Origin of the sequence: Salinarimonas sp., from assembly GCF_040111675.1 — a bacterium.
Classification (GTDB): domain Bacteria; phylum Pseudomonadota; class Alphaproteobacteria; order Rhizobiales; family Beijerinckiaceae; genus Salinarimonas.
In genome coordinates, this window is sequence record NZ_CP157794.1 from 1,842,206 (window position 1) to 1,864,820 (window position 22,615).

At 73.2% G+C, this 22,615-nt stretch carries 22 protein-coding genes and 1 tRNA gene; 8 read left to right on the forward strand and 15 right to left on the reverse strand.

Features of this window, described 5'->3' with window-relative positions:
* The first annotated feature begins 152 nt into the window (after positions 1-152).
* The 6 genes from ABL310_RS08580 to ABL310_RS08605 all read left to right on the forward strand — a co-directional run bounded on the left by ABL310_RS08580 (position 153) and on the right by ABL310_RS08605 (position 8,395).
* Complete coding sequence (locus tag ABL310_RS08580) at positions 153-4,352, forward strand: peptidoglycan-binding domain-containing protein (RefSeq protein ID WP_349371258.1); 4,200 nt, start codon at positions 153-155, stop codon at positions 4,350-4,352.
* Between the two features lie 89 nt (positions 4,353-4,441).
* Positions 4,442-4,894 carry a ferritin-like domain-containing protein gene (locus ABL310_RS08585; RefSeq protein WP_349371259.1) on the forward strand — a complete coding sequence of 151 codons (453 nt, stop codon included), beginning with the start codon at positions 4,442-4,444 and terminating at the stop codon, positions 4,892-4,894.
* A gap of 108 nt (positions 4,895-5,002) precedes the next feature.
* Entirely contained in the window at positions 5,003-6,865 is a 1,863-nt protein-coding gene (locus ABL310_RS08590; RefSeq protein WP_349371260.1) for an SLC13 family permease, read from the forward strand.
* Between the two features lie 72 nt (positions 6,866-6,937).
* Entirely contained in the window at positions 6,938-7,255 is a 318-nt protein-coding gene (locus ABL310_RS08595; RefSeq protein WP_349371261.1) for an antibiotic biosynthesis monooxygenase, read from the forward strand.
* Between the two features lie 34 nt (positions 7,256-7,289).
* A complete protein-coding gene (locus tag ABL310_RS08600) occupies positions 7,290-8,231 on the forward strand; it encodes a cation diffusion facilitator family transporter (RefSeq protein ID WP_349371262.1) in 942 nt (313 codons plus the stop codon).
* 70 nt (positions 8,232-8,301) lie between these two features.
* Positions 8,302-8,395 (forward strand) — tRNA-Ser (locus tag ABL310_RS08605).
* A 69-nt stretch (positions 8,396-8,464) separates the two neighbouring features.
* On the opposite strand, the gene ABL310_RS08610 is transcribed toward ABL310_RS08605, so the two are convergent.
* From ABL310_RS08610 to ABL310_RS08620, 3 genes are all read right to left on the reverse strand, one after another.
* Positions 8,465-8,791: a hypothetical protein gene (locus ABL310_RS08610; protein ID WP_349371263.1), complete on the reverse strand. Its 327-nt coding sequence runs from the start codon at positions 8,789-8,791 to the stop codon at positions 8,465-8,467.
* A gap of 128 nt (positions 8,792-8,919) precedes the next feature.
* Positions 8,920-9,309: a septal ring lytic transglycosylase RlpA family protein gene (locus tag ABL310_RS08615; protein ID WP_349371264.1), complete on the reverse strand. Its 390-nt coding sequence runs from the start codon at positions 9,307-9,309 to the stop codon at positions 8,920-8,922.
* 129 nt (positions 9,310-9,438) lie between these two features.
* Positions 9,439-10,851, reverse strand: a complete 1,413-nt coding sequence (locus ABL310_RS08620; protein ID WP_349371265.1) for a PLP-dependent aminotransferase family protein — start codon at positions 10,849-10,851, stop codon at positions 9,439-9,441.
* An 87-nt stretch (positions 10,852-10,938) separates the two neighbouring features.
* Here ABL310_RS08620 and ABL310_RS08625 point away from each other — a divergent pair, with 87 nt between their 5' ends.
* The gene (locus ABL310_RS08625; protein ID WP_349371266.1) at positions 10,939-11,667 is read left to right on the forward strand and encodes a pyridoxamine 5'-phosphate oxidase family protein; all 729 of its coding nucleotides are present in this window, start codon (positions 10,939-10,941) and stop codon (positions 11,665-11,667) included.
* 7 nt (positions 11,668-11,674) lie between these two features.
* On the opposite strand, the gene ABL310_RS08630 is transcribed toward ABL310_RS08625, so the two are convergent.
* From ABL310_RS08630 to ABL310_RS08670, 9 genes are all read right to left on the reverse strand, one after another.
* Positions 11,675-12,082 (reverse strand): curlin, encoded by a 408-nt coding sequence (locus tag ABL310_RS08630; RefSeq protein WP_349371267.1) that lies wholly within the window; start codon positions 12,080-12,082, stop codon positions 11,675-11,677.
* 35 nt (positions 12,083-12,117) lie between these two features.
* Entirely contained in the window at positions 12,118-12,516 is a 399-nt protein-coding gene (csgH, locus tag ABL310_RS08635) for a curli-like amyloid fiber formation chaperone CsgH (protein ID WP_349371268.1), read from the reverse strand.
* 68 nt (positions 12,517-12,584) lie between these two features.
* A complete protein-coding gene (locus ABL310_RS08640) occupies positions 12,585-13,016 on the reverse strand; it encodes a curlin (RefSeq protein ID WP_349371269.1) in 432 nt (143 codons plus the stop codon).
* A 171-nt stretch (positions 13,017-13,187) separates the two neighbouring features.
* A complete protein-coding gene (locus ABL310_RS08645; protein ID WP_349371270.1) occupies positions 13,188-14,873 on the reverse strand; it encodes a methyl-accepting chemotaxis protein in 1,686 nt (561 codons plus the stop codon).
* A gap of 22 nt (positions 14,874-14,895) precedes the next feature.
* Complete coding sequence (locus ABL310_RS08650) at positions 14,896-15,510, reverse strand: hypothetical protein (RefSeq protein ID WP_349371271.1); 615 nt, start codon at positions 15,508-15,510, stop codon at positions 14,896-14,898.
* A 228-nt stretch (positions 15,511-15,738) separates the two neighbouring features.
* The gene (locus tag ABL310_RS08655; protein ID WP_349371272.1) at positions 15,739-16,689 is read right to left on the reverse strand and encodes a peptidase inhibitor family I36 protein; all 951 of its coding nucleotides are present in this window, start codon (positions 16,687-16,689) and stop codon (positions 15,739-15,741) included.
* Between the two features lie 74 nt (positions 16,690-16,763).
* Positions 16,764-18,203, reverse strand: coding sequence for a pyruvate kinase (gene pyk / locus ABL310_RS08660; RefSeq protein ID WP_349371273.1), 1,440 nt, complete (start codon positions 18,201-18,203; stop codon positions 16,764-16,766).
* Positions 18,200-18,688 (reverse strand): DUF1036 domain-containing protein, encoded by a 489-nt coding sequence (locus tag ABL310_RS08665; RefSeq protein ID WP_349371274.1) that lies wholly within the window; start codon positions 18,686-18,688, stop codon positions 18,200-18,202. Before ABL310_RS08665 ends, pyk begins: the two co-directional genes overlap by 4 nt.
* The gene (locus ABL310_RS08670; RefSeq protein WP_349371275.1) at positions 18,660-19,961 is read right to left on the reverse strand and encodes a glycerate kinase; all 1,302 of its coding nucleotides are present in this window, start codon (positions 19,959-19,961) and stop codon (positions 18,660-18,662) included. The genes ABL310_RS08665 and ABL310_RS08670 overlap by 29 nt, the downstream gene beginning before the upstream one ends.
* A 155-nt stretch (positions 19,962-20,116) precedes the next feature.
* Here ABL310_RS08670 and ABL310_RS08675 point away from each other — a divergent pair, with 155 nt between their 5' ends.
* A complete protein-coding gene (locus ABL310_RS08675) occupies positions 20,117-20,428 on the forward strand; it encodes a DUF1244 domain-containing protein (protein WP_349371276.1) in 312 nt (103 codons plus the stop codon).
* Positions 20,429-20,446: 18 nt separating this feature from the next.
* Here the strand turns inward: ABL310_RS08675 and ABL310_RS08680 are convergent, their stop codons facing one another.
* From ABL310_RS08680 to ABL310_RS08690, 3 genes are all read right to left on the reverse strand, one after another.
* Positions 20,447-21,457: a Gfo/Idh/MocA family oxidoreductase gene (locus ABL310_RS08680; RefSeq protein ID WP_349371277.1), complete on the reverse strand. Its 1,011-nt coding sequence runs from the start codon at positions 21,455-21,457 to the stop codon at positions 20,447-20,449.
* Positions 21,458-21,551: 94 nt separating this feature from the next.
* Positions 21,552-21,749, reverse strand: a complete 198-nt coding sequence (locus ABL310_RS08685; RefSeq protein ID WP_349371278.1) for a ribbon-helix-helix protein, CopG family — start codon at positions 21,747-21,749, stop codon at positions 21,552-21,554.
* Between the two features lie 13 nt (positions 21,750-21,762).
* A complete protein-coding gene (locus ABL310_RS08690) occupies positions 21,763-22,605 on the reverse strand; it encodes a MoxR family ATPase (protein WP_349371279.1) in 843 nt (280 codons plus the stop codon).
* Positions 22,606-22,615 lie beyond the last annotated feature (10 nt).

A 22,615-nucleotide genomic window follows, 5' to 3' on the forward strand; every position in this document is an offset into this window, starting at 1 on the left:
CGCTCCCCGACCGGCGCGCGCGGCGTCGTCGACCCTCACGACGCCCGATCCCCACTCGACAAATAAGGATTGGTAGGGATTATCATCGTGTGAGAGTCGCGCAGCCCCGCCTGCCGGCGAAGACGGTCCCGCGGCATGGAGGTCACCCCCTGATGAAGCTTCGCTCCACGCTCGCGGCGGTCATGCTCCTCGGGTCCGTCCAGGTGGCTCTCGCCCAGGCGGACGTGCTGTTCGGCATCATGGGCCTCGCCATTCAGGAGGGCATGCGGCAGCAGCAGCTCGAACGGCAGCGCCAGATCGATCAGCAGGCCGTGAACCGGCAACGCGAGCACGAGATCCGCCAGGTGCGGCGGGTCCAGACCGCGCTGAAGACCCTCGGGTTCTACACGTTGCGGGTCGACGGCGATGCGGGTCCCGGGACGCGGGCGGCGCTCGATCGGTATTTCAATGCGTTCGGAATGGCGCCGAAGGCGCTTCTGGAGGCGGATATCGTGGCGCTGGAGCAGCGGGCCGCGGCGGGCTTCCGGTCTGCCGCCGAGGAGCGGGCCGCGCATGCGCGCGGCTTCTCGACCCGCCAGGACATGGAGATCGCCGAGCGGGCCGGGTTCCGTGACGCGAGCGCCCTGTCTGAGGCGCGCCGCGTCGGGGCGCGGGACGCCGACGAGCTCGCGTCGTTCCGGTCCAGCGGCTTTCCCGACATGGCCGCGTTTCGTCGCGCCTCCGAGGCCGGCTTCAGGGACCACGCCACCTGGGAGGCGGCCCGACGCGCGGGCTTCACGCGCTTCGACGAATGGGTGGCCTTCGAGAAGTCGGGCCTGGAGACGCGGGAGGCGTTCCTGCGCGAGCGCGAGCGCGCCGCCGAGCGGGAGGCGGGCGTGCAGGCGTGCCGGGCCGCCGTCGCCGCTCGGGACTGGATGGAGACGGCGCGCGCCTGCCGGCGCGCCGCGACGCTCGCGCCCGACGACGTGGAAAGCCGCGCCGCGCTCTCCACCGCGGCGCGCCAGCTCGACGCGCTCGTGGTCGCGTCCGGCGCGGAGCTCGCCCGGCTGGAGGGCGACCTCGAGGCGATGCGCCGGGACGTCCTGACCGACGCGCAAGCCGCCAGCGCGCTGGAAGCCATGGTCGACCGGGTCGCGCAGGCCGAGGCCGCGCACACGCGCGCTCGCGCGGCGCATGGCGCGACCCTCTGCCTGCAGGCCTCCGCTGAGGAGCGCTGGCAGGAAGCCGCCGACCTGTGCGCCGAGGCGCTCGCGCGCGAGCCGGGCGGCGCGGATCTCCGGCTCGCCCTCTCGGAGGCGCGGGACGCCGTGACCGCCCAACGCCGCGCGATCGAGGCCGAGCGGCGGCGGATCGCCCGAGAGACCTTCCTGCGCGAGTCGGAGGCTCTGGTCGGCCGGATCGAGAGCTTCACGGCCGGCGGCGGCGCCTTCGAGAACGGGCTCGACGTCGCAGCGGCCCTGATCGACCTGCGCGCGGCCATGGACGACGGCGCTCCTGACGGTATCGAGGCGGCGCGCGCCGTTCTCGACGACCTTCTGGCCTCCGAACGCGCCTTCGGCATGCACGTCGAAGCTCTCGAGCGCGCCGAGCAGGAGGCCGATGCGGCGGCGTTCGCGCAGGCGCGGCGCAACGCCGAGCGGCTCGACGGCTTCGTCCGCGCGTGGGTCGCGCGCAACGTCACGGCGCCCCAGGCGCGTGATCTCCTCGCGCTCGGCCGGGTCCTGTCGGAGGCGCTCGCAGGCGCCGATCCGGACGCCGTCGTCGCGGCGCAGAAAGAAGCGACGGCGACGCTCGCCTCCCTCGGCCTGGGCGAGGAGGCCGCGGCTTTCCGCCTCGAGCCGGAGATCGACGCGTCGGCGTTGGAGGAGCGGGATCGCGCGGCCCGCGCCGCATCCGAGCGCGCCCGCCTCGCCATGGAGACCGCCCGGACCGAGGCCGAGGCGCGCATTGCGCGCGTCGACCGCTACGCCAGGGAAGCGAACGGGGCCTTCGAGGACGCGCTCGGGGTCGCGCGGGCGGTCCTGGCGCTCAAGGCCGCTTTGTCCCGCACCGAGGCGGAGGCGATCGTCCAGGCCATTGCGGCGCTCGACGACGCGCTCGACGGCGAGGAGCGCTTTCGCTCGTTCGAACGGGAGGCCGACGTCGCCGAGCGCGGCGCCGACGCGGCGGCGTTCGCGCAGGCGCGGGACAACGCCGAACGGCTGGAGGCCTTCGCCCGCGCCCAGGTCGCCCGAGACGTGCTCGCGCCCGGCGTGCCCGACCTCCTGGAGATCCAGGAGAGCCTTTCGCGGGCGCTCTCGGGAGCCGATCCCGACGCCATCGTGGCCGCGCAGGCGGATGCCGTCGATCGGATCGCGAAGCTCGGCCTGGAAAGCGCGGCCGCGGCTTTCGTGCTCCGGCCCGAAGTCGAGGCGGCCGCGCTGCTGGAGCGACAGGCGCAGTCCGAGGCCGCGCGATTCGCCCTCGACCGGGCTCGCGCGCGGACCGACGATCTGTTCGCGACGGTGGACGCCTTCGTCGAGGGCGGGGGGCGCTTCATGGACGGGCTCGCGGTCGCGCGCGGCGTCGCCGGCCTGCGCCGCGCGCGCGACGGGGCCGACGCCGCCCCGGTCGAGGCGGCGGTCGCGGAGCTGGAGCGGCTCCTCGATGCGGAGGAGGCCTACGTCGCCTTCGCCGAGCGTCGGGCCGGCGCGATGGCGGCGAGCGAGACCGACGCCGCGGCGAGTGCGGCCGAGATCGCGGCCACGCTGGACGGGTTCCTGCGGGACCACCTCGCCGCGAACCCTCTCGGCGAGGAGGCGCCGGCGCTGCTCGAGCTGCAGGCGGGGCTGAACGCGGCGCTCGAGAGCCGCCACGCGCCGACCCTGGCCGCGGCGCTGGACACGACGCGCGAGGGTCTGCGAAGCCTCGCCCTGTGGGACGAGGCGGAGCTTTTCCTGGCCCGCCTGACGGCGGGCGAGGCGCAGGTCGAGACCGCGCCGAACGGGCTCGCCGTCACCGCGCTCAACCGCGCGCTTCTCGTCGGAGATCCGCGCGACGTTCTCGTCCTGCGCAACCTGTCCGGCAGCGCTCCCAACCTGAGGGCCGATCTCCTCGGAGCGCTCGTCTTCGAGGGCGGTCGCACGCGAGCGTGCTGGCGGCACGATCCGCCGGACCAGACGCTCGGCGTGCGCTCGGCGCTGGCGCGCATCCGCGCGCTCGGCGGCCGGGCGGAGGCGGCGGCGCGCTGTCCCCCCGAGGCGCCGGGCGCGCAGGATCTCGTGCTCGTCGAGCGCGGCGCGCTTCTCGGCGAAAGCCTCGCCTACGCGCGTCCGGTGGTCCGCGCCCTGGAGGAGGGGCGGCTCGAGGTCCTCGATGCCGTTCTCTGGTCGTCCGTCGCCGCACGCGCGGCGGAGGGCGAGCGGCTCGCGCGCGACATCGAAGCCGAGGTCTCGGCAGGGGTGCGGGCCGGCTTCGGCTTCCTCGCGGCCGGTGCGCCCGGGGGCGATCGGGTCTGCGTCGTCGAGACCGCGCCGGCGCGGGACGCCGCCGCTCGCGAGAGCGAGAGCGCGCTTCACGAAGCCGTTCTCTCCGCGCGCGCGGAGGATCTCGCCCTCCATGCGGGGCCGATCGGCCCGCGTCTCGTCGCCGAGCCGGACGCGGTCTTCGCCCGTTTGCAGAGGGGCGAGTGCGCGCTCGTCCTCGCGCGGGCGGAGGAGCTGGCGCGCCTGCTCGACGCCCTCGCGCGCGAGGAGACGCCGCATCGCGTTCTCCCGATCTGGCTGGAGGCGGACGAGATATCGGCGCTCCGCGGACGCCTGGCCGCGGAGCGGGCGGAGGCGCTGCAGCTTCTCGGCGCGCGCCGGCAGGAGCAGGAGGCGGCCGCCGTTCTCGCGGACGCCCAGCGCGCCCGCGCCGATCGCGCGCGACAGGCGGCGCAGGAGGCGCTGCGGAGCACGCACGGCCAGACCGCCCGCGCGGCGCAGAACGACATGGCGGCGGGCGTCGAGACGGTGCTCGGCGGAAAGCCGAGCGCTGCGATGGCGGACCTCTTCCCGCGCTTCGTGGACTGGGTCGGCTCGCGGCCGCTGGAGTTCTGGGAGGTGGACGGCCACGATGTCCGGCTGCTGGATTACGGGGTCGCGACCTGGGACGGGCGCCCGCTCGAGGCGGTCGTCGTAGTGGTGACGGTGGAGACGCGCAACGCCGAGTTCGGCCGGTACGAGGCGGGCTGCTTCCTGCTCGGTTGGCTGCTCGACCGCGAATTCGACCGCCGGCGCGACGGCTTCGAGGCGTCTTGCGAGGGGCCTGCCCCGACCGAGCGCTGGCCCGGCTTCGAGAGCCGATGGATCGCGGCCTCGCCGGACGGCTGAAGGCGCGCCGACGCGTCGCGCCGCTGCCGGGAACCCCGATCGGCCGTATCGATTGGCGGGGTCACGGCAACAGCGAACGGAGCGTCGACATGGCCACCACCGTCGGAACGGGCGGCGACATGCCCACGGTAATCGAGAACCTCATCCTGCTCGAGCGGGACGCGATCGCGGCCTACGACGCGACGCTCGAGCGCCTTTCGGACGCGACCCACAGGACGCGCATCGCGGAGTTCCGCGCCGATCACGATCGGCACCTGAGCGAGCTGACGCTGATGGCGCCGCGCTACGGGGCGAACGTCCCGACCGAGGGCGACGTCAAGCAGTACCTGACGACGGGCAAGATCCAGATCGCCAACCTCGCCTCCGGGGACAGCCCGATCCTGAAGGCGATGAGCAGCAACGAGAACGATACGATCAGCGCTTATGCGCATGCCTGCGACAACCCGGTCGTGCCCGCCGAGGATCGCCCGATCTTCGAGCGCGCGCTCGCCGACGAGAAGCGCCACAAGGAGTACATGGACGCGGCCTCGCGCACGTCGTGACGCCGCGCCGGCGGGGCTCTGCCGGGGCCGCGGCCGGGCGGGAACGGGCGGTGCGGTCGAGGCCGCGCGCCTCTCGCATTTCCCGCGAGAAGCCTTAGCCTTCCGCGGATGACGACGCCGCAGATCCTGATCCTGGCGATTCTCGCCGCCGCCATCGTGCTCTTCGTCCAGGGCCGATGGCGGCACGACATGGTGGCGGTGGCGGCGCTCGTCGCCTGCGTCGCCGCAGGCCTCGTCCCGGCCGAGGCGGCCTTCGCCGGCTTCGGCCACGCGGCCGTGGTGACGGTCGCGTGCGTGCTCGTCCTGTCGCGTGCGCTGCAGAGCTCGGGCGCCGTCGACCTCCTCACCCGCCGCGCGCTTCCCGCCGAGGTCGGCCCGGCGCGGGCGGTGGCGACGCTCACCGTGCTCGGCGCCTTCCTCTCCGCCTTCATGAACAACGTCGGCGCCCTGGCGCTGCTGATGCCCGTCGCCCTCCAGGTCGCGGGCAAGAGCGGGCTTTCGCCCTCGAAGGTGCTGATGCCGCTCTCCTTCGGCTCGATCCTGGGGGGCATGACGACGCTCATCGGCACGCCGCCGAACCTCATCGTCGCCGGCTTCCGGGCCGAGGCGACGGGGGTGGGCTTCGGCATGTTCGCCTACACGCCGGTCGGCCTCGCGGTGGCCGCGGCGGGCGTGCTCTTCGTCGTGGCGCTCGGCGGCCTGCTCGCGCCCGCCCGCAAGCGCGCCGGCGCCGAGACCTTCGAGACCGAGGCCTACATGACCGAGGCGCGCATTCCCGAGGGCGCCGAGGCGGCGGGCATGACGCTGCGCGAGATCGAGGCGGCCCTGCGCGAGGCCGACGCCCTCGTCGTCGGCCTCGTGCGCCACGAGGTCCGCCTCTCCGCGCCGAACCCCTGGCGCAAGGCGCGCGCTGGCGACATCCTGGTGCTCGAGGCCGAGCCGCAGGCGCTGCCCGGCGTCCTCTCGCGGCTCGGCCTGAAGCTCGAGGAGGACAAGCCGCCGCCGGACCCCGAGGAGACGGAGGCGGCCGAGGAAGAAAGCGGCTCGGCCGGCGACGAGACCGGGGAGGCTGACGAGGGGAGGGACGCGGCCCCACGCGCCACGGCCGAGGACGAGGGCGTCGTCCTCGCCGAGTTCGTCATCCTGCCGGGCTCCTCCCTCGCCGGCCGCTCCGCGCAGGACCTGAAGCTGCGCACGCGCCACGGGGTGAACCTGCTGGCCGTCTCGCGCCAGGGGCAGCGCCCGCGCGCGCGGCTGCGCACCATGCTCCTGCGCGAGGGCGACGTGCTGCTGATGCAGGGCGCGCCCGAGCGCCTCGCCGACGTCGCGGCGGGCTTCGGCGCGGCGCCGCTCGCCGAGCGGGCGATCGCGCTGCCGAGGCCCCGCGACGTCGCGCTCTCGCTCGGCATCATGGCCGCCGCCATCGCCGCCGCCGCCTTCGGCCTCGCGCCCGCCGCGATCGCCTTCGCCGCCGGCGTCCTCGCCGCCATGGCGACGCGGGTCGTCGCCCCGCGCACGGTCTACACCGCCGTCGACTGGCCGGTGATCGTGCTGCTCGGCGCGCTCATCCCCGTCGCCGGCGCCATGGAGACGACCGGCGCCGCCGACCTCCTCGCCCGCGGCCTCCTCGACATCGTCGCGCAGGGCAACGCCATCCTCGCGCTGGCGCTGATCCTCGTCGTGACGATGACGCTCTCCGACTTCATGAACAACGCCGCCACCGCCGCCGTCATGGCCCCCGTCGCCATCGGCGCCGCCCAGACGCTCGGCGCGAGCCCCGACCCCTTCCTGATGGCGGTCGCGGTCGGCGCCTCCTGCGCCTTCCTCACTCCCATCGGGCACCAGAACAACACGCTGATCCTGGGGCCGGCGGGCTTGCGGTTCGGGGACTACTGGCGGCTGGGGCTGCCGCTGGAGGCGCTGGTGGTGGCGGTGGGGGTGCCGATGATCGTGTGGGTGTGGCCGTTGTGAGGGGGGCGCCGCCTTGAGCCCGCGCCCCGCGCCCACTACCCTCCGGCCGAGATCGCAATCCGGAGACCGCCCATGTTCATCGGCATGAACCGCTTCAAGGTCCGCAAGGACGCCGTCGGCGATTTCGAGGCGGTGTGGAAGAACCGCGACAGCTTCCTGAAGGAGGTGCCGGGCTTCAGGGCGTTCCACCTTCTGAAGGGCCCCGAGCGGGAGGATCACGTGCTCTACGTCTCGCACTCGATGTGGGCCTCGCGGGAGGCGTTCATGGAGTGGACGCGCTCGGAGGCGTTCCGCAAGGCCCATGCGCGGGCGGGCGACAACAAGCCGCTGACGCTCGGGCCGCCGGAGCTCGAGGACTTCGACGCCGTGCAGGTACTGGAGACAAGCTGAACCGGCCGGGGGCCGGCGGCGTTCCGGGGCGAGCATGGCGCACGCGCATCATCATCACGCCGGCGGGGCGGCGGCCGCCGCGGAGGACGACCCCGCCGCCGCGAAGCGGCGCGGCCGGCGGCTGCTGATCGCGCTCGCGCTCAACCTCGGCATCGTGGTGGCCGAGGTCGTGGGCGGCGCGATCTCCGGCTCGCTGGCGCTCCTCGCCGACGCCGCGCACAACCTCGCCGACGCGGGCGCGATTCTCGTCGCCTACATCGCCTGGCGGATCTCGCGGCGGAAGGCCGACCCGCGCCGCACCTTCGGCTACGCCCGCGCGGAGACGGTAGGGGCCGTGATCAACCTCACGGTGCTCCTCGTCATCGGCGTCTTCCTCGGCTACGAGGCGGTCACGCGGCTGTTCGACCCGCAGCCGATCCAGGGCGAGATCATGCTGATCGTCGGCGCGATCGCAATGGCGGAGGACGTCGCGGCGGCGTGGGTGCTGCGCAAGGAGACCGGCGCCAACGTGCGCTCCGCCTTCCTGCACATGATCGCGGACGCGCTGGCGACGCTCGGCGTCGTCCTCGGCGCGCTCGCGGTGATGATCTGGGGCGTGACGTGGGTCGACCCGGCGATCACGGCGGCGATCGCGGTGTACATCTTCGTCCACGCCGGCGCGGAGATGCGCGGCGCGGTCGCGGTGCTGATGGACTCCGCCCCGCAGGGCTTCGACTACGACGCCCTGCGCCGCCTTTTGGAGAACGAGGACGGCGTCGCCGGCGTCCATCACCTCCACCTGTGGCGCCTCGACGAGGAGCGGGTGGCGCTCGAGGTCCACCTCGCCCTCGACCACGCCGATCTCGCCGCCGCGACGCGGATGAAGGAGGGCTTGAAGGGCCGGCTCGCGGAGCGCTTCGGGGTGGCGCACGCGACGATCGAGGTGGAATGCGCGGCGGGGGTGGACCACGACGGGGCGCTGTTCGCGCGGGAGTGAAGACGGCGGCGGAGGCGTTGACGGGCGCGCGCCCGTCCGATACGCATTCTCCGCGCGACGCGATGCGCACGGAGCCGTGGCCGAGAGGCTGAAGGCGGCGGTTTGCTAAACCGTTATACGGGCTTAAACCCGTATCGAGGGTTCGAATCCCTCCGGCTCCGCCACATCTTCCATTGTCGAGTTTCGGGTCGAAGCGGATCGCGCTGTGCCGCGAGAGGCTGGGCGGGTTGCGCTCAGCGGCGCTCGATGGCTGGACCCGTGGCGGGCCCGGACGCCACCGTTCCGGCTGCTCGCAGCAGCAGGCGCATGGAGAGATCCGCGCTCGGCGGGCGCGCCCGCGGCGCCTCCGCCGAGGTCGTGTGCCCGGTCGAGCCGAGCAGGTTGGGGCGCCCCTGCGCGTCGAGGCCGGTCAGGCTTTCCGGCGGGATCGACTCCACGGACGGCGTCCTCGGAAGCGGCATCGGCTCGGCGCCGGCCGGCGTAGCGACCTGGAGCACGAAGGCGACGAGGCCGGCGACGAGGCCGGCGCGGGCGAGGGCGATCGGATCGGGGCGTGACATCACGGTCTCCTGCCGCGCGCCGGAGCCGCTCCGGCGCCATGTCCGGTTCGTCGGATCCTCGCACGTACGGGCTCGATCCGTCGCGCCGATCCGAGCTTCGGCGCGGCCCGCCGCATCCCGGCAGGACCTCAGAGAACTTCCATCCGCACCTGGGCGACGCCCGAGCCGACCATCCCCACCGCCTTCGCCGCGCCACGGGACAGGTCGATCTCGCGCCCGCGCACGAAGGGGCCGCGGTCGTTGATCCGCACCACGACGGACTTGCCGTTCGCCACGTTGGTCACGCGCACCTTGGTGCCGAAGGGCAGCGTCTTGTGGGCCGCGGTGAGCCCGTCCTGATCGAAGCGCTCGCCGTTCGCCGTCTTGCGGCCGTGGAAGCCCGGGCCGTACCAGGAGGCGTGCGCGGTCTTGACCGCGGCCGCGGCGCCGCCGGCGGGATGCGCCTGGGCGGGAAGCGTGGGAAGCGCGACGAGGGCGGAGAGGGCGGCGGCGATGGCCGCGTTGCGGATGAGCTGCACTGGACCGTCCGTTGAAGGTTGATCGACGCCTTGCGGCAGGCGGCTGTTAACCGTTCGGATCGGGCGAGAATGGGGAGCGCGCGGGTCGCGTTCTGGGCCATTTCGGGGCGGATGGAACCAATTCGCCAGTCACGACGGGCGGCGCGCCGCTTCCCCGAAGCGGCGGGCGGCCTCCTCCAGCGCCTGCGGCGCGAAGCCGGAAAAGCCGACGACGAGGCCCCGGCGGACCGGTCGAGCGAGATGAAGCCCGGAGAGGGCCCGCGCCGAGAGCCCCGCCTGCGCGGCGCGGGCGACGGCGTCCGCCTCGTCGAGGCCGTCTACAAGGTCGAGGACGAGATGCAGGCCCTGATCCGGCGGGCGCACCGCGAGACCGCCCGCGGCGAGCCCGGCGACCAGGGCGTCGCGCGCCGCGCGGGCGCGCGCACGGGCTCGGCGCAGGTGTGCGGCGAAGTGACCCTCCCTCAGGAAGGCGGCGAGGGCGCCCTGCAGGAGGGGGGAGGGGTAGCGGTCGCCTCGGTCGCGCAGTGCGAGGACGGGCTCGATCAGCGGCTCCGGCAGCACCGCGTAGCCGATGCGCAGGCCCGGGAACAACGCCTTCGAGAAGGTGCCCACGTAGACGACACGCCCCCCGCCGTCCATGCCCTGCAGCGAGGCCAGCGGCGGGCCGTTGTAGCGGAACTCGCTGTCGTAATCGTCCTCGAGGATCCAGGCCCCGGCCTCGCGCGCCCACGCGAGCAGGGCGAGGCGCCGGCGCATGGAAAGCACGACGCCCATGGGGAACTGGTGCGAGGGCGTGACGTAAGCCGCCCGCGCCCGCGGCGCACGGGCGATCCCGGCGGCGGGATCGAGCCCCTCCGCGTCGACGGCGACCGGAACGAGCGAGAGCCCCGCGCCGCGCAGGCACGCGACGGCCGAGCCGTAGCCCGGGTCCTCGATCCAGACCTCGTCGCCGGGAGCGAGCACGCCGCGGGCGACGAGGTCGATCGCGTGCTGCGCGCCGTGCGTGACGACGACCTGGTCGGCGTGCAGCCGAACGCCGCGCGCGGCGCGCAGATAGTCCGCGATCGCCGCGCGCAGCTCGGGCTCGCCCTGGGGGTCGCCGTAGTGGAAGCAGCTCGGGACGGGGCGCGCGAGCTGGCGCTGCAGAAGCCGGCCGAACAGAGCCAGCGTCCGTGAATCGGGCGCCGCGGTGCCGAGCCTGCCGGGCAGCGCCTCCACCTCCCGGCGCCGCGGGCGCGCGGGCCGTGCGGGCTCCGGCGCGAGACTGGGCACCGCCGTCGCGACGAAGGTGCCGGCGCCCACCCGCGCCTCCGCGAAGCCCTCCGCCACCAGCTGCTCGAAGGCCGCGACCACGGCGCCCCGGGCCACCCCGAGCCGGGTCGCCAGCGCCCGGGTCGGCGGCAGCTTCGCCCCGGGCGCGAGCTGACGCGTCTCGATCAGCCGGCGCAGCTCGGCGTAGAGCGCCACCCGGCGCGGGCCCTCGCCCGGCAGGACTGGGATCAGGGCCGACCAGTCCGACGAATTGGCTCGATCCTTTCGCATGAGATTGGATCTTATCCGAGCCAATTCGGTCGCGCTACGGAGAAGCCGCAGCGCCCCCCCGGGCGCGAGACCCGGAGCCGATCCGCCATGTCCGACATCGCGTCCGCCACCTATCCGGTCAGCCCGCGCAACCGGGTGAAGCGCAAGCACGAGCGCGGCCACTACGACCACGAGACCGTGCACGCCCTCCTCGACGCCGCCGCGCTCGCCCACGTCTCCTACGTGATCGACGGCCAGCCCTATTGCACGCCGACCCTGTTCTGGCGCGAAGGCACGCGGCTCTACTGGCACGGCAGCAGCGCCAGCCGGATGCTGCGCAACCTCGCCGACGGCGAGCCCGCCTGCCTGACGGTGACGCATCTCGACGCCTTCGCGCTCGCGCGCTCCGGCTTCTCGTCCTCGGCCGATTACCGCTCCGTGATGGCCTTCGGCCGCGCCAGGCTCGTCACCGATCCGAAGGAGAAGGCGCAGGCTCTGCACATGATGGTCGACCGCTTCTTTCCGGGGCGCGACGCGACCCTCAGGCCGGCGACCGCGCAGGAGGTGAAGGCCACGGCGGTGATCGTGATGGAGATCGAGGAGGCCTCCGCCAAGATCCGCGCCGCCGGCGTCGCCGGGGATCCCGACGCCGCTCTGCCGATCTGGGCGGAGCGGCTGCCCGTTCACACCGTGATCGGCGCGTCCGAGCGCTGCCCGAGCGTGCCGCCGGGGATGGAGCGCCCCGCGCATCTCGCGCCGTATGCCGAAGGCCGGCCGCTGGAGGACGCGCTGCGGGAGGCCTACGCGGCGGCCGAAGCCGCGGCGGCCGCCGGCTGAGCGGGGCTCAGAAGCCCCATTGGAAGGTCACGCCCGAGCCGCCGTCGCCGCGCTGGCGCACGTGGGCGCGGGTCCCCCGGCCGAACTGGAACAGGCCGTAGGAATTGCGGTCGCCGTCCTGCTCCAGCGTGCCGACGTGGTCGCGGCCTTCCTGGTGGACGAGGCCGAGATTGCCGCGTCCGTTCTGCAGGAGGCCGGCGGCGTTGTCGCGGCCCTGCTGGGTGATGCGGCCGTTCGTGCGCATGTCGGTGGCGAGCCCGTACAGGGCGAGGCCGGCGCGCAGCGCCCGCTCGGCGTCCGCGCCCTGGGCGTTGGCGGAGAAGGTCACGGTTCCGCCCGCGGCGGCGGGGCCGGTCGCGAGGCCGGCGGCGAGAAGGACGGCCGCGGTTGCGGCCCTGATCGAACGCTTGGTCATGAGACCGGCTCCTTCGCTCATGGTCCGGATCGGCCTCAACGGCCGATCCGCTCCTCGCAGGCGAGGCGCTCGCCGCCGACGTCGATCTCGAGGGTCGCGTCGTAACGCCCGCCGGCGTTCAACGTCACGCTGCCGAGCACCGTCTCCCGGCCGGCCCGGGCGTCGAAGGCGCCGCCCTGGCTGATGGTCGAGCGCCCGGCGGCTCCGCCGCCGACGACGGCGAGCCTGTAGTTTCCCGAGACCGCGCGGTCGCTGACGAGAAGCGGCTCGACGGTGACGAGCCCGCCGCTGCGCTCCACGCGCACTTCGCAGCGCGGGCCGTCGTCGGCGGTGTGGGCGGACGAGCTCGACGCGCCGATGGCGGCGCCGAGGGGGCCGAGGGCGCTCAGCGCCACCACGGCGCCGGCGACGAGGCGATTATCGAGGCCGAACATGAGAGTCTCCGTTCTCGAGGGGAGGGGGCGGCGCGGCCGGGTCATAGCCTCGGCCGCGCGGCGCGGGCTCAGTTGCAGGTCTGCACGAAGGCCGCGACGTTGCCGCTGCCGTTCTGCGTCACCTCGCCGGAGCAGCCCGTGCCCACCTGCACGCCGGCGGCGATGTTGCCGTTGCCGTCCTGGGTGACGATGGCGCTGTGGCGGTCGCCGAACTGCGCCACGCCGCCCGCGTTTGCGCGGCCGCGCTGCCAGACGTCGGCGTGGTTGCGCCGGCCGCTCTGGCCGATGGCGCCGGTGTTGCCGCGCCCGTACTGGCGCACGACGCCCTCGTTGAAGCGCCCCTCCTGATGGACGCCCACGCGGTTGCCCCGCCCGACCTGCTCGCCGCCGACGGAATGCGCCCAGCCGTGCTGGCGGATGACGATCTCGTTGGCGAGGACGGGCGTGGCGAGGCCGGTGACGAGGGCGACCAGGGTCGCGGTGAAGAGCTTGCGGGTCATGGGGTCTCTCCTCTGGATCTCGACGCCGCCGTCTCGGTGGCGTGTCACGAGGTGTAGAGGGAGGCGCCGGAACGCCGCTTGAACCGCTCGTTCAGAAGGCGTTCACCAAAAGAGAAGGGGGCGGCTCGGCGCCGCCCCCTTCGAGATGCCGCTCGCGTTTCGGCGCCCGGCTCAGGCCGCCCGCACCTTCGCCACGAAGGCCTCCATCGCATGGCGCAGCGCCCCGGAGCGCTCCGTGAGCGCGCTGGAGGAGGCGTGGACCGACGCCGAGAGCTCGCCCGTGCGGTTCGCCTGGCCGCTCACGTCGGTGATGGTGCGGCTGACGTCCTGGGTGCCGGAGGCGGCCTCGGCGACGTTGCGGGCGATCTCGCCCGTGGTGGCGTTCTGCTGTTCGGCGGCGGCGGCGACGGTGTTCATCCGCTCAGTGATGGCGCGCACCTTCTCGGCCACCGCGGCCGCGGCCTGCATGGAGGCCTGCGCCGCCCCGCGCATCTCCGCGATCTGGCGCTCGATGTCCTCGGTCGCCTTGCCGGTCTGGTCGGCGAGGGACTTCACCTCGGCGGCGACGACGGCGAAGCCCTTGCCCGCCTCGCCGGCGCGCGCGGCCTCGATCGTCGCGTTGAGCGCGAGCAGGTTCGTCTGCGCGGCGATCTCCGAGATGAGCTTCGTCACGTCGCCGATTCGCTCGACGACGCCGTTGAGGTTCGTCACCGCCGCGTTCGAGCGCTCGACGTCGCCCGCCGCCTCGATCGCCATCTGCGAGGAGGCGTTCACCTGCGACGTGATCTCGTTGATGGATGCCGACATCTCCTCCGTGGCGCTGGCGACGCCGCGGACGTTGACCGCCGTCTCTTCCGACGCCGTCGAGGCGCCGATGGCCTGCTCGGTCGTCTGCGCGGCGATGGTGGAGAGCGCGGCCGCGGCCTCGCCGAGGCGCGCCGTCTCGGCCTGCATCTCGTCGGAAAGCTGCAGGACGGACGCCTCGAAGTCCCGGGCGAGGCGCTGCATCTCCTGGCGTCGACGCTTTTCCGCCGCCTCGCGGGCGTCCGCCGTCTCGGCCTCGAGCGTGCGGGTACGGATCAGGTTGTCGCGGAAGACCCCGAGCGCCGCGCCCATGCGGCCGATCTCGTCGCCGCGGCGGCTCGCCGGCGGCTCGGCCTCGAGATCGCCCTCGGCGAGGCGCTGGGTCGTGTCCGCGAGCCGGGCCAGCGGCCGCGAGACGACGGCGAAGTTCAGGTAGGCGAAGGCGAGGGCGACGAGGGCGAGCAGCGCCGAGGCGCCGAGGCCCACGGCGCGCACCGTGGCGAGCGCGCTCTGCTGGGCGGCGACGAGCTCGCCGCGGATCACCTCGAGGTCGCGCTCCACGGCGCCGACGGCCTCGATCACGGCGTCAAACATGCGCTCCGCCTCGACCGAGCTCGCCACGGCGCGGGCGAGGTCCACCGTGAGCGGATCGCGCATGCGCTCGATCTGCGGGGCGACGTAGCCCTCGCGCCAGGCCTGCCAGGCGGCCTCGGCGGCGGCGGCGTCGGTCGCCACGGCCGGCGCGACGGCCCGGGCCTCTGCGATCATCTCGGAAAAGACGTCGCTCGTCGTCTGCGCGGCGGTCTCGTATTCCGAGAGGCGCCCACGATCGCCGGAGAGGACGAAGCTCTGGATGGCGAAGGCCTGGCCGAGGATCGCGCCCTGGATCGCACGGGCGTCGCCCGTCAGCTCCTGCGCCTCGCTCGCCTGCTCGATGGCGTCTCCGGCAACGCGCGCCCGGTCGAACGAGAACAGGCCGGCGGCGACGCCGACGAGGGCGAGGCCGACGAAGGCGGCCAGTCCCTTCTTGGTGACGGAAAGGTCGTTGAACATCTCACATGCCCCCTCGGTCGGCTCAGCCGCCGATAACAGCCGAGCGGCGGATCAGCTCGGTCAGGTTGATCTCCACCGTCGCGGCGCCGATGGGCGCGCGGCCGCTCTCGTCGGTGACGGTCAGGTTGAGCTGCGCGCGCCAGATCTTCAGGCCCTCGTCCCATTCCGGATCGTCGATGAAGACCGCGTCGGCGCCGACGGGGAAGGTGTTCTGGAACTTCGCCTCGTCGCCCTGCCAGTAATCCGAGGTGATGGCGCTCTGGCCGACGTTGAGGCCCTCGTCGTCCGTGACGAAGATCTCGACGTAGAGCCCGAGGGCCTGCGCCTGCACGCGGGTCAGGTAGACCGACAGCGGGGAGGACAGGGTCGCGGCGATCAACGGCTTGTCCGCCGCCTCGCGCTCGGCGCGCCATTGCTGGTCGAGCGCCTCGATCTCGGCCGCGTCCGCGCCGGCATAGCGCTCGTTCTGGCTCTCGACCGAGAGTCGAACGATCTCGGTCTCGAGCCAGGAGCGGACCTCGGCGACGACGGCCGGGCCGATCAGCATCTTCGCGTTCGGGGCCGCGCCCTGCGCCGCGGCCGGGAGCGGGACGGCGAGAGCGCCCGCGAGGATCAGGGCAGTCGTGGTGATGCGCATGGGCGATCTCCTCAGATGACGTAAGGAGATGTTCGGATGTTGCTGTGAAGAAGCGGTTAAAGCTGTTGAAATACGTCGTATAGAGGCTTGCGGATAGTCAAGGCAACTCGAAGGGGCTTGGTGTAAGTTCGAGCTCTTATTCCTATTACTCAGAATTGCGCCGGGCTCAATCGGAAGTGATGCCGTCCGGCCCCGCCACGAAGGCGACGGGGCCGGCGAGATTGTCGGTCATCGCACCCGGTAGGCCGAGATCGCGTCGTTCCATCCGCCTCGCAGAGCGGAGACGGTCCCGTCCACCGTCCGGCAGCCCCCGGCGAAGCCGTAGTCCTGGCAGACCTCCACGGTCGCGTTCGCGCCGGTGCGGATCGCGGAGATGCGGTCGTTCCATTCGCCCATGATCCGCGCATCCGCGTCGCCGACGTCGGCGCACAGCTCGGCGCCGCCGAACTCGTAGTCCTCGTAGAAGCAGACCTCGTTCGCGTCGACCGGCGGACCCTCGTCGCCTTGGTCCGGCGGGACCCGCCCGCCGATCTCGTAGGACGAGATCACGTCGTTCCACTCGCTCGAGAGCGAGGCGACGTTGCCGGCGATGCGCCGGCATCGGCCTTCGTAGTCGTAGTGCTCGCAGACGAGAACCGCTGTGCCCGGCCCGGTGCGGATCGCCGAGATACGGTCGTTCCAGCCGCCCGAGAGCCGCGGGTCGGCGCCGCCCTGGGAGCAGACGCTCTCGCCCTGATAGTCGAAATCGGCGTAGAAGCAGGCCTCGCCGCGCGCGACCGCCGGGCCGCGATCCTCCGGCGGGCCCACGTCCGGCTCCTCGCCGCGGGCGAGGGCGAGGCCGAACTCGGCGAAGAAGTCGAAGACCTCCGCGGGGAAGCGGCCCTGCAGCTCGGCCACGGGCGCGCGCAGCTCGGGCGCCGCCGGCTGGAGGTAGCGCGCCGCCGACCAGCCATCGTAGCCGCGCCAGGAAACCTCGCACCACTCGTAGCTCGGCGTGCAGCGCGCCACCTCGACCCGCGCGCCCTGCGGAACGACGGTGAGCCGCTGGTAGCGTGTGCTCGGGCCCTCGCGCAGGGACAGGTCGACCGAGGTGCGGGCCGGCGCGGCCTCCACGGCCGCGGCGGTCGTGAGCAGCGCCGCCGCCGCGAGCGGGGCGGCGAGGCGAATTCGGTCGGTCATGGCGTCCTCCTCGTTTCGAGCGACGCCGACCCGAACAGGAGGGGAGGGGGGAGGGTTCCGGATTCCGCGACCCCTCAAGCCGCGTCCGCATGCTCCTGCTTGATGAACGCGATCCGCACCATGTTCGTCGCCCCCGGGGTGCCGAAGGGGACGCCGGCCACCACGATCACCCGCTCGCCCACCTTGGCGAGGCCGGCGCGGACGGCGAACTTGCAGGCGCGGAAGGTCATGTCGTCGACGTCGTGGGCGTCGCGGGTGACGATGGGGTGGACGCCCCAGGCGAGCTGGGCGCGCCGGGCCGCGCCGCGATTGGGGGTCAGCGCGATGATGGTGGAGTTCGGCCGCTCGCGGGCGATGCGCAGCGCGGTCGAGCCCGACGAGGTCCAGGCGCAGATCACGCCGATGCCGAGCGTGTCGGCGATGCGGTGCGCCGCCGCCGCGATGGCGTCGGAGCCCGTGGCCTCGGGCTCGGCCTGCTGGGAGGCGATGATCGTCCAGTAGAGCTCTTCCTGCTCCACCTGCACGGCGATCGCGTCCATGGTCGAGACGGCCTCGATCGGGTACTGGCCCGCCGCGCTCTCGGCGGAGAGCATCACCGCGTCCGCGCCCTCGTAGACGGCGGTCGCGACGTCGGAGACCTCGGCGCGGGTGGGGACGGGGGCGGTGATCATGCTCTCGAGCATCTGCGTCGCGACGATCACCGGCTTGCCGAGCCGCCGCGCCCCGCGGGTGATGCGCTTCTGGATGCCCGGCACCCGCTCGAGCGGCATCTCCACGCCGAGATCGCCGCGCGCCACCATCAGCGCGTCGGAAATCTCCATGATCTCGTCGAGGCGCTTGAGCGCCTGCGGCTTCTCGATCTTGGCGAGAACCTGGGCGCGGCCGCGCACCACCTTCTTCACCTCGGCGATGTCCTCCGGCCGCTGCACGAAGGAGAGCGCCACCCAGTCGACGCCGACGTCCATCGCCGCCTCGAGGTCCGAGCGGTCCTTCGGCGTCATGGCGGAGACGGGCAGCTGCGTGTCGGGCAGCGAGACGCCCTTGCGGTTCGAGATCGTGCCGCCGACGACGACGCGGGTGACCGCGCGCTTGCCCGGCTCGACGTCCTCCACCACGAGCCGCAGCTTGCCGTCGTCGATGATGACCGCGTGCTCGGGCTCGAGCGCGGAGAGGATCTCCGGATGGGGCAGGTGCACGCGCGTCGCGTCGCCCGGGCTCGGGTCGGAATCGAGCACGAAGGTCTCGCCCTTCATGATCTCGGCCTTGTCGCCGGTGAACGTGCCCACGCGCAGCTTCGGGCCCTGCAGGTCGACGAGGATCGGCACGGGGGTCTTCACCCGCTGCTCCACGTCGCGCAGCATCTCCACGCGGGAGCGCAGATCCTCGCGCGAGAGGTGTGACATGTTGATGCGGAACATGTCGGCGCCCGCCTCGTGCAGCCGGCAGGCCATCTCGACCGTGCTGGAGGCGGGGCCGAGGGTGGCGACGATCTTGGTGCGTCTCGATCGCGTCATCGCAGAGCGGCTCCGGGTCTGTCGGGATCTGTGAGCTGAATGGTCCAGCTGCGCTGCTGGCCCGTGTCGACTTCGAAGAAGCCGTTGCGGTCGAATCCGCGGGCGAGGCAGTCCTCGACGCCGCGGATCGTGAACTCGCGCTCGCGGGTGCACATCACCGTGCGCCCGCCCCACTCGCCGCCGCGGTCGTAGTCGATCGCGTAGACATAGTAGAAGCGCGAGGCGAGCGCGCCTTCGAGCAGGGTCTCGCAGGCGCGCGGATCGAGGTTCCACCAGCCCTCCGTGAGCCAGCCGTCGTCGTCGCGGTGGCCGATGGCGATGCCGACGCGGGAATTCGTCATGTTGCACAGGCGCAGGTCCGCCTGCGCTGGGCGGGCCTCGAGCGCGAGCGCTCCGCCGGCGAGCGCGCCCGCGAGCAGCACGCGCGCGAGCGCTCGTGCGGCGGCGCCGCGCCTCTCAGTCGACCAGGATGATGCGGCAGTCATTGACGTTCGTGCGGGTGGGACCGGGGACGTACAGATCGGAGAGAGCCTCGAAGAAGGCGGTGGAATCGTTGTCGTCGAGCATGCGGCGCGCGTCCAGCCCCGCGGCGGCGGCGCGCGCCAGGGTGGCGGCGTCGACGAAAGCGCCCGCCGGATCGGTCGACGCGCCGGAGCCGCCGTCGGTTCCGTCCGTGTCGCCGGCGAGCGCCGCGATCCCCTCCGCCCCGTCGAGCGCGAGGGCGAGGGCGAGGGCGTATTCCTGGTTCGGCCCGCCGCGACCTTCTCCGCGGATCGTGACCGTCAGCTCGCCGCCCGACAGGAGCGCCACGCGCCGCCCGGCGGCTTTCGCCTCGCGGGCGAGGGCGGCTTGGGCGCGGGCGACCTCGCGCGCCTCGCCCTCGAGATCGGCGCCGAGCAGGACCGGCTCGTAGCCCGCCGCCGACGCCGCCTCGGCCGCCGCGGCGAGCGCGTCGGCGGGGCGGGCGACGATCGTGAAGGACGAGCCCGAGAAGCACGGGTCCCCGGGCTTCGGCGTCTCGTTGGCGGGGTCGTCGAGGAGCCGGCGCGCGGCGGGCGGAAGGTCGAGCCCGTATGTCGCGACGATGGCCCGGGCGTCCGCCGTCGTGGTCGGGTCGGGAACGGTGGGACCGGACGCGATGGCGGCGGGATCGTCGCCCGGCACGTCCGAGATCGCCAGCGCCACGACCTGCGCGGGGGCGGCCATGGCGGCGAGCCGCCCGCCCTTGATCAGCGAGAGGCGCTTCCTCACGCAATTGATCTCGCCGATCGTCGCCCCGCAGCGCAGGAGCGCCTTCGTCACCGCCTGCTTGTCGGCGAGGGTGAGCTCGCCCGCCGGCGCGATCCAGTTGGCCGAGCCGCCGCCCGAGATCAGCGCGAGGACGAGATCGTCGGCGGTCGCGCTCTCGGCGAACGTGAGCGTGCGTCGCGTCGCCGCGACCCCGGCCTCGTCAGGCACCGGATGCCCGGCCTCGACCACCGGAATCGGTCCCGCGTCCGCGGCGTATCCGTAGCGGCACACGGCGAGGCCCGTGAGCCGATCGGGGCCGAGGCCGCGCTCGGCGTAATGGCGCGCCGCAGCCGCCGCGAGGCTCGCGCCGGCCTTGCCGGTGGCGAGCACGATCACCCGGCCCGAGGCCGGCGGCTCGGGCAGGTGCGGCGGCAGGCACAGGTCGGGATGCGCCCGCGCCACGGCCGCCTCGAAGACGCGCGCGAGCGAGGCTCGGCTGTCTGCGGCGACGGCGGGGGATACGGACATCTGGCTCCTCCGGGGGGCGAGGCGGCGAGGGCACCCCCACCGCGCATGCGCGCTTCGCGAAGGTTCCGTTTCCCTTCCTATGCCTTTTCAGCGCCGAGGTCATCCGCCATGTTCGGGAGCGACGCCATCCATCCGCACCTATCCACGAGCGAGCCATGCCCTTTTCCGATCTCGACCCCGCCACCCGCACCGAGCTCGAGGCCGCCGCCTTCCGCCGCCTCGTCGCGCACATGCGCGCGCGCACCGACGTGCAGAACATCGACCTGATGAACATGGCCGGCTTCTGCCGCAACTGCCTCTCCAACTGGCTCAAGGACGCCGCCGACGAGAAGGGCGTCGCGCTCTCCAAGGACGAGAGCCGCGAGGCCGTCTACGGCATGCCCTACGACGAATGGAAGGCGAAGCACCAGGCCGAGGCGAGCCCCGAGCAGAAGGCCGCCTTCGACAAGGCCGGTCCGGGTCACTGAGCCGCGAGCGCGCGCCCGTCAGCCGACGCGCTCCAGCGCGCCGCTCTCGCGCGAGCGGAAGAGGGCGTCGATCACCCGCATGTTGGCGATCGCGTCCTCGATCGGCCCGGTGTCCGCGCCGCCGCCTGCGGCGACGCGCGCCACGAAGGCCTCGGCCTGGCGCGCGTACTGATCCGTCGCCGGCAGCACGGTCGCCTGCGCCGCCTCGCCGAACAGGTCGGTCCCCGGGTCCTCGACGATGCGCAGGTCCCGGTCCGGCGGCGCGTTGAACGGCACCTCGACGACGAGCCGCGCCTGCGTGCCCAGGATGGTGACGCGCTGCGTCGGGACGAGCTGCGTCGAGCACACGAAGCTCGCCTGCCGGCCGCCGGAGAACAGCATCAGGCCCGATGTGAGCCGGTCCACGCCCATCTGCGGGTCCATGTCGAACAGGCCGATCACGCGCTCGGGCTCCGCCTCGAACAGGAAGCGGGCGGTGTTGATGGCGTAGCAGCCGATGTCGTAGAGCCCGCCGCCGCCGTTCTCGGGGCGGTTGCGGATGTTGGTCGGGTCGTCGTTGTAGAACGAGAACGCCGTCTGGATCGCCCGCAGCTCGCCGAGCGCCCCGGAGCGCACGCGCTCGCGCGCCTCGATCCATTGCGGGTGGTGGCGCACCATGAAGGCCTCGACCACCAATCGGCCGGTGCGCACCTGCGCCTCGCGCAGCCGCTCCGCCTCCGCGGCCGTGAGCGCGATCGGCTTCTCGCAGAGCACGTGCTTGCCGGCCTCCATGGCGCGGATCGACCAGGACACGTGCAGGTCGTTCGGCAGCGGGTTGTAGACGCCGTCGATCTCCGGATCGGCGAGGAGCGCCTCGTAGGCGCCGTAGGCTTTCGCGACGCCGTAGCGCTCCGCGTCCGCCCGCGCGCGGCCCTCGTCGCGCGAGGCGATGGCCCCAACCCGCATCCCGGCGCCGGCCTGCAGGGCCGGCACCACCTTCTCGCCGATCTTCGCGGCGCCGAGCACGCCCCAGACGAAGTCTCGCGTCATGTCCGCTCTCCTCCCGTTTCGGTCATGATGCGGCAGGGCGCGGCGGAGGTCGACCCGGGCCGTGCCCGTCCGGCGAAGCGTGTGACGGGGGCCGTCACCCCCGCCGCGCCAGCCAGTCCAGCACCGCCCGCCGGATCACCTCCGAGCGCGCCACCCCCTCGTCCTTCGCGATCCCCTCGACCGCCTCCAGCGCCTCCCTGGGCAGCCGCAGGCTGACGAGCGGATCGCGGCCGGTGGCGGGGCGGCCGCGCCGTCGCTTCGGCGAGGGCTCCTCGGGTTCGGGAGGGGGCATCGACAGGCCCCGCTCACCCGCCCCGCCGCGTCATGAACGCGATCTTCTCGAACAGCGCCACGTCCTGCTCGTTCTTCAAGAGCGCCCCGTGCAGCGGCGGGATCAGCTTGCGCGCGCTCGATTCGCGCAGCACCTCCGGCGCGACGTCCTCGTTGAGGAGGAGCTTCAGCCAGTCGAGCAGCTCGGAGGTGGAGGGCTTCTTCTTCAGGCCCGGCGCCTCGCGCACGGCGAAGAAGACCTCGAGGGCCTCCTTGACGAGGCGGCTCTTGATGCCGGGATAGTGCACCTCGACGATGGCGGCCATCGTGTCGGGATCGGGGAACTTGATGTAGTGGAAGAAGCAGCGGCGCAGGAAGGCGTCGGGCAGCTCCTTCTCGTTGTTGGAGGTGATCACCACGATCGGCCGGCGCGCCGCCTTCACGGTCTCGCCGGTCTCGTAGACGTGGAACTCCATCCGGTCGAGCTCCTGCAGGAGGTCGTTGGGGAACTCGATGTCCGCCTTGTCGACCTCGTCGATCAGCAGGACCGGGCGCTCGTCGGCGACGAAGGCGTCCCAGAGCTTGCCGCGGCGGATGTAGTTGGCGATGTCGGAGACGCGCGGGTCGCCGAGCTGCGAATCGCGCAGGCGCGAGACGGCGTCGTACTCGTAGAGGCCCTGCTGCGCCTTGGTGGTGGACTTGATCGACCAGGTGAGGAGCGGCGCGCCGACGCTTTTCGCGATCTCCTCGGCGAGCACCGTCTTGCCGGTGCCGGGCTCGCCCTTGACGAGGAGCGGGCGCTCCAGCGTGATCGCGGCGTTGACCGCCACCGCGAGGTCCTCCGTCGCCACGTAATCCTTCGTCCCGGCAAAGCGCATCGCGTTCCGT

Bases quoted from the DNA above. Each gene is read 5' to 3' on its own strand.
- ABL310_RS08680 (WP_349371277.1), bottom strand. From the start codon at position 21,457: ATGACGCGAGACTTCGTCTGGGGCGTGCTCGGCGCCGCGAAGATCGGC.
- csgH (WP_349371268.1), bottom strand. From the start codon at position 12,516: ATGTTCGGCCTCGATAATCGCCTCGTCGCCGGCGCCGTGGTGGCGCTG.
- ABL310_RS08690 (WP_349371279.1), bottom strand. From the start codon at position 22,605: ATGCGCTTTGCCGGGACGAAGGATTACGTGGCGACGGAGGACCTCGCG.
- ABL310_RS08675 (WP_349371276.1), top strand. From the start codon at position 20,117: ATGCCCTTTTCCGATCTCGACCCCGCCACCCGCACCGAGCTCGAGGCC.
- ABL310_RS08670 (WP_349371275.1), bottom strand. From the start codon at position 19,961: ATGTCCGTATCCCCCGCCGTCGCCGCAGACAGCCGAGCCTCGCTCGCG.
- ABL310_RS08590 (WP_349371260.1), top strand. From the start codon at position 5,003: ATGACGACGCCGCAGATCCTGATCCTGGCGATTCTCGCCGCCGCCATC.
- ABL310_RS08610 (WP_349371263.1), bottom strand. From the start codon at position 8,791: ATGTCACGCCCCGATCCGATCGCCCTCGCCCGCGCCGGCCTCGTCGCC.
- ABL310_RS08600 (WP_349371262.1), top strand. From the start codon at position 7,290: ATGGCGCACGCGCATCATCATCACGCCGGCGGGGCGGCGGCCGCCGCG.
- ABL310_RS08580 (WP_349371258.1), top strand. From the start codon at position 153: ATGAAGCTTCGCTCCACGCTCGCGGCGGTCATGCTCCTCGGGTCCGTC.
- ABL310_RS08665 (WP_349371274.1), bottom strand. From the start codon at position 18,688: ATGACTGCCGCATCATCCTGGTCGACTGAGAGGCGCGGCGCCGCCGCA.
- ABL310_RS08640 (WP_349371269.1), bottom strand. From the start codon at position 13,016: ATGACCCGCAAGCTCTTCACCGCGACCCTGGTCGCCCTCGTCACCGGC.
- ABL310_RS08630 (WP_349371267.1), bottom strand. From the start codon at position 12,082: ATGACCAAGCGTTCGATCAGGGCCGCAACCGCGGCCGTCCTTCTCGCC.
- ABL310_RS08625 (WP_349371266.1), top strand. From the start codon at position 10,939: ATGTCCGACATCGCGTCCGCCACCTATCCGGTCAGCCCGCGCAACCGG.
- ABL310_RS08585 (WP_349371259.1), top strand. From the start codon at position 4,442: ATGGCCACCACCGTCGGAACGGGCGGCGACATGCCCACGGTAATCGAG.
- ABL310_RS08645 (WP_349371270.1), bottom strand. From the start codon at position 14,873: ATGTTCAACGACCTTTCCGTCACCAAGAAGGGACTGGCCGCCTTCGTC.
- ABL310_RS08655 (WP_349371272.1), bottom strand. From the start codon at position 16,689: ATGACCGACCGAATTCGCCTCGCCGCCCCGCTCGCGGCGGCGGCGCTG.
- ABL310_RS08650 (WP_349371271.1), bottom strand. From the start codon at position 15,510: ATGCGCATCACCACGACTGCCCTGATCCTCGCGGGCGCTCTCGCCGTC.
- ABL310_RS08620 (WP_349371265.1), bottom strand. From the start codon at position 10,851: ATGCGAAAGGATCGAGCCAATTCGTCGGACTGGTCGGCCCTGATCCCA.
- ABL310_RS08685 (WP_349371278.1), bottom strand. From the start codon at position 21,749: ATGCCCCCTCCCGAACCCGAGGAGCCCTCGCCGAAGCGACGGCGCGGC.
- ABL310_RS08595 (WP_349371261.1), top strand. From the start codon at position 6,938: ATGTTCATCGGCATGAACCGCTTCAAGGTCCGCAAGGACGCCGTCGGC.
- pyk (WP_349371273.1), bottom strand. From the start codon at position 18,203: ATGACGCGATCGAGACGCACCAAGATCGTCGCCACCCTCGGCCCCGCC.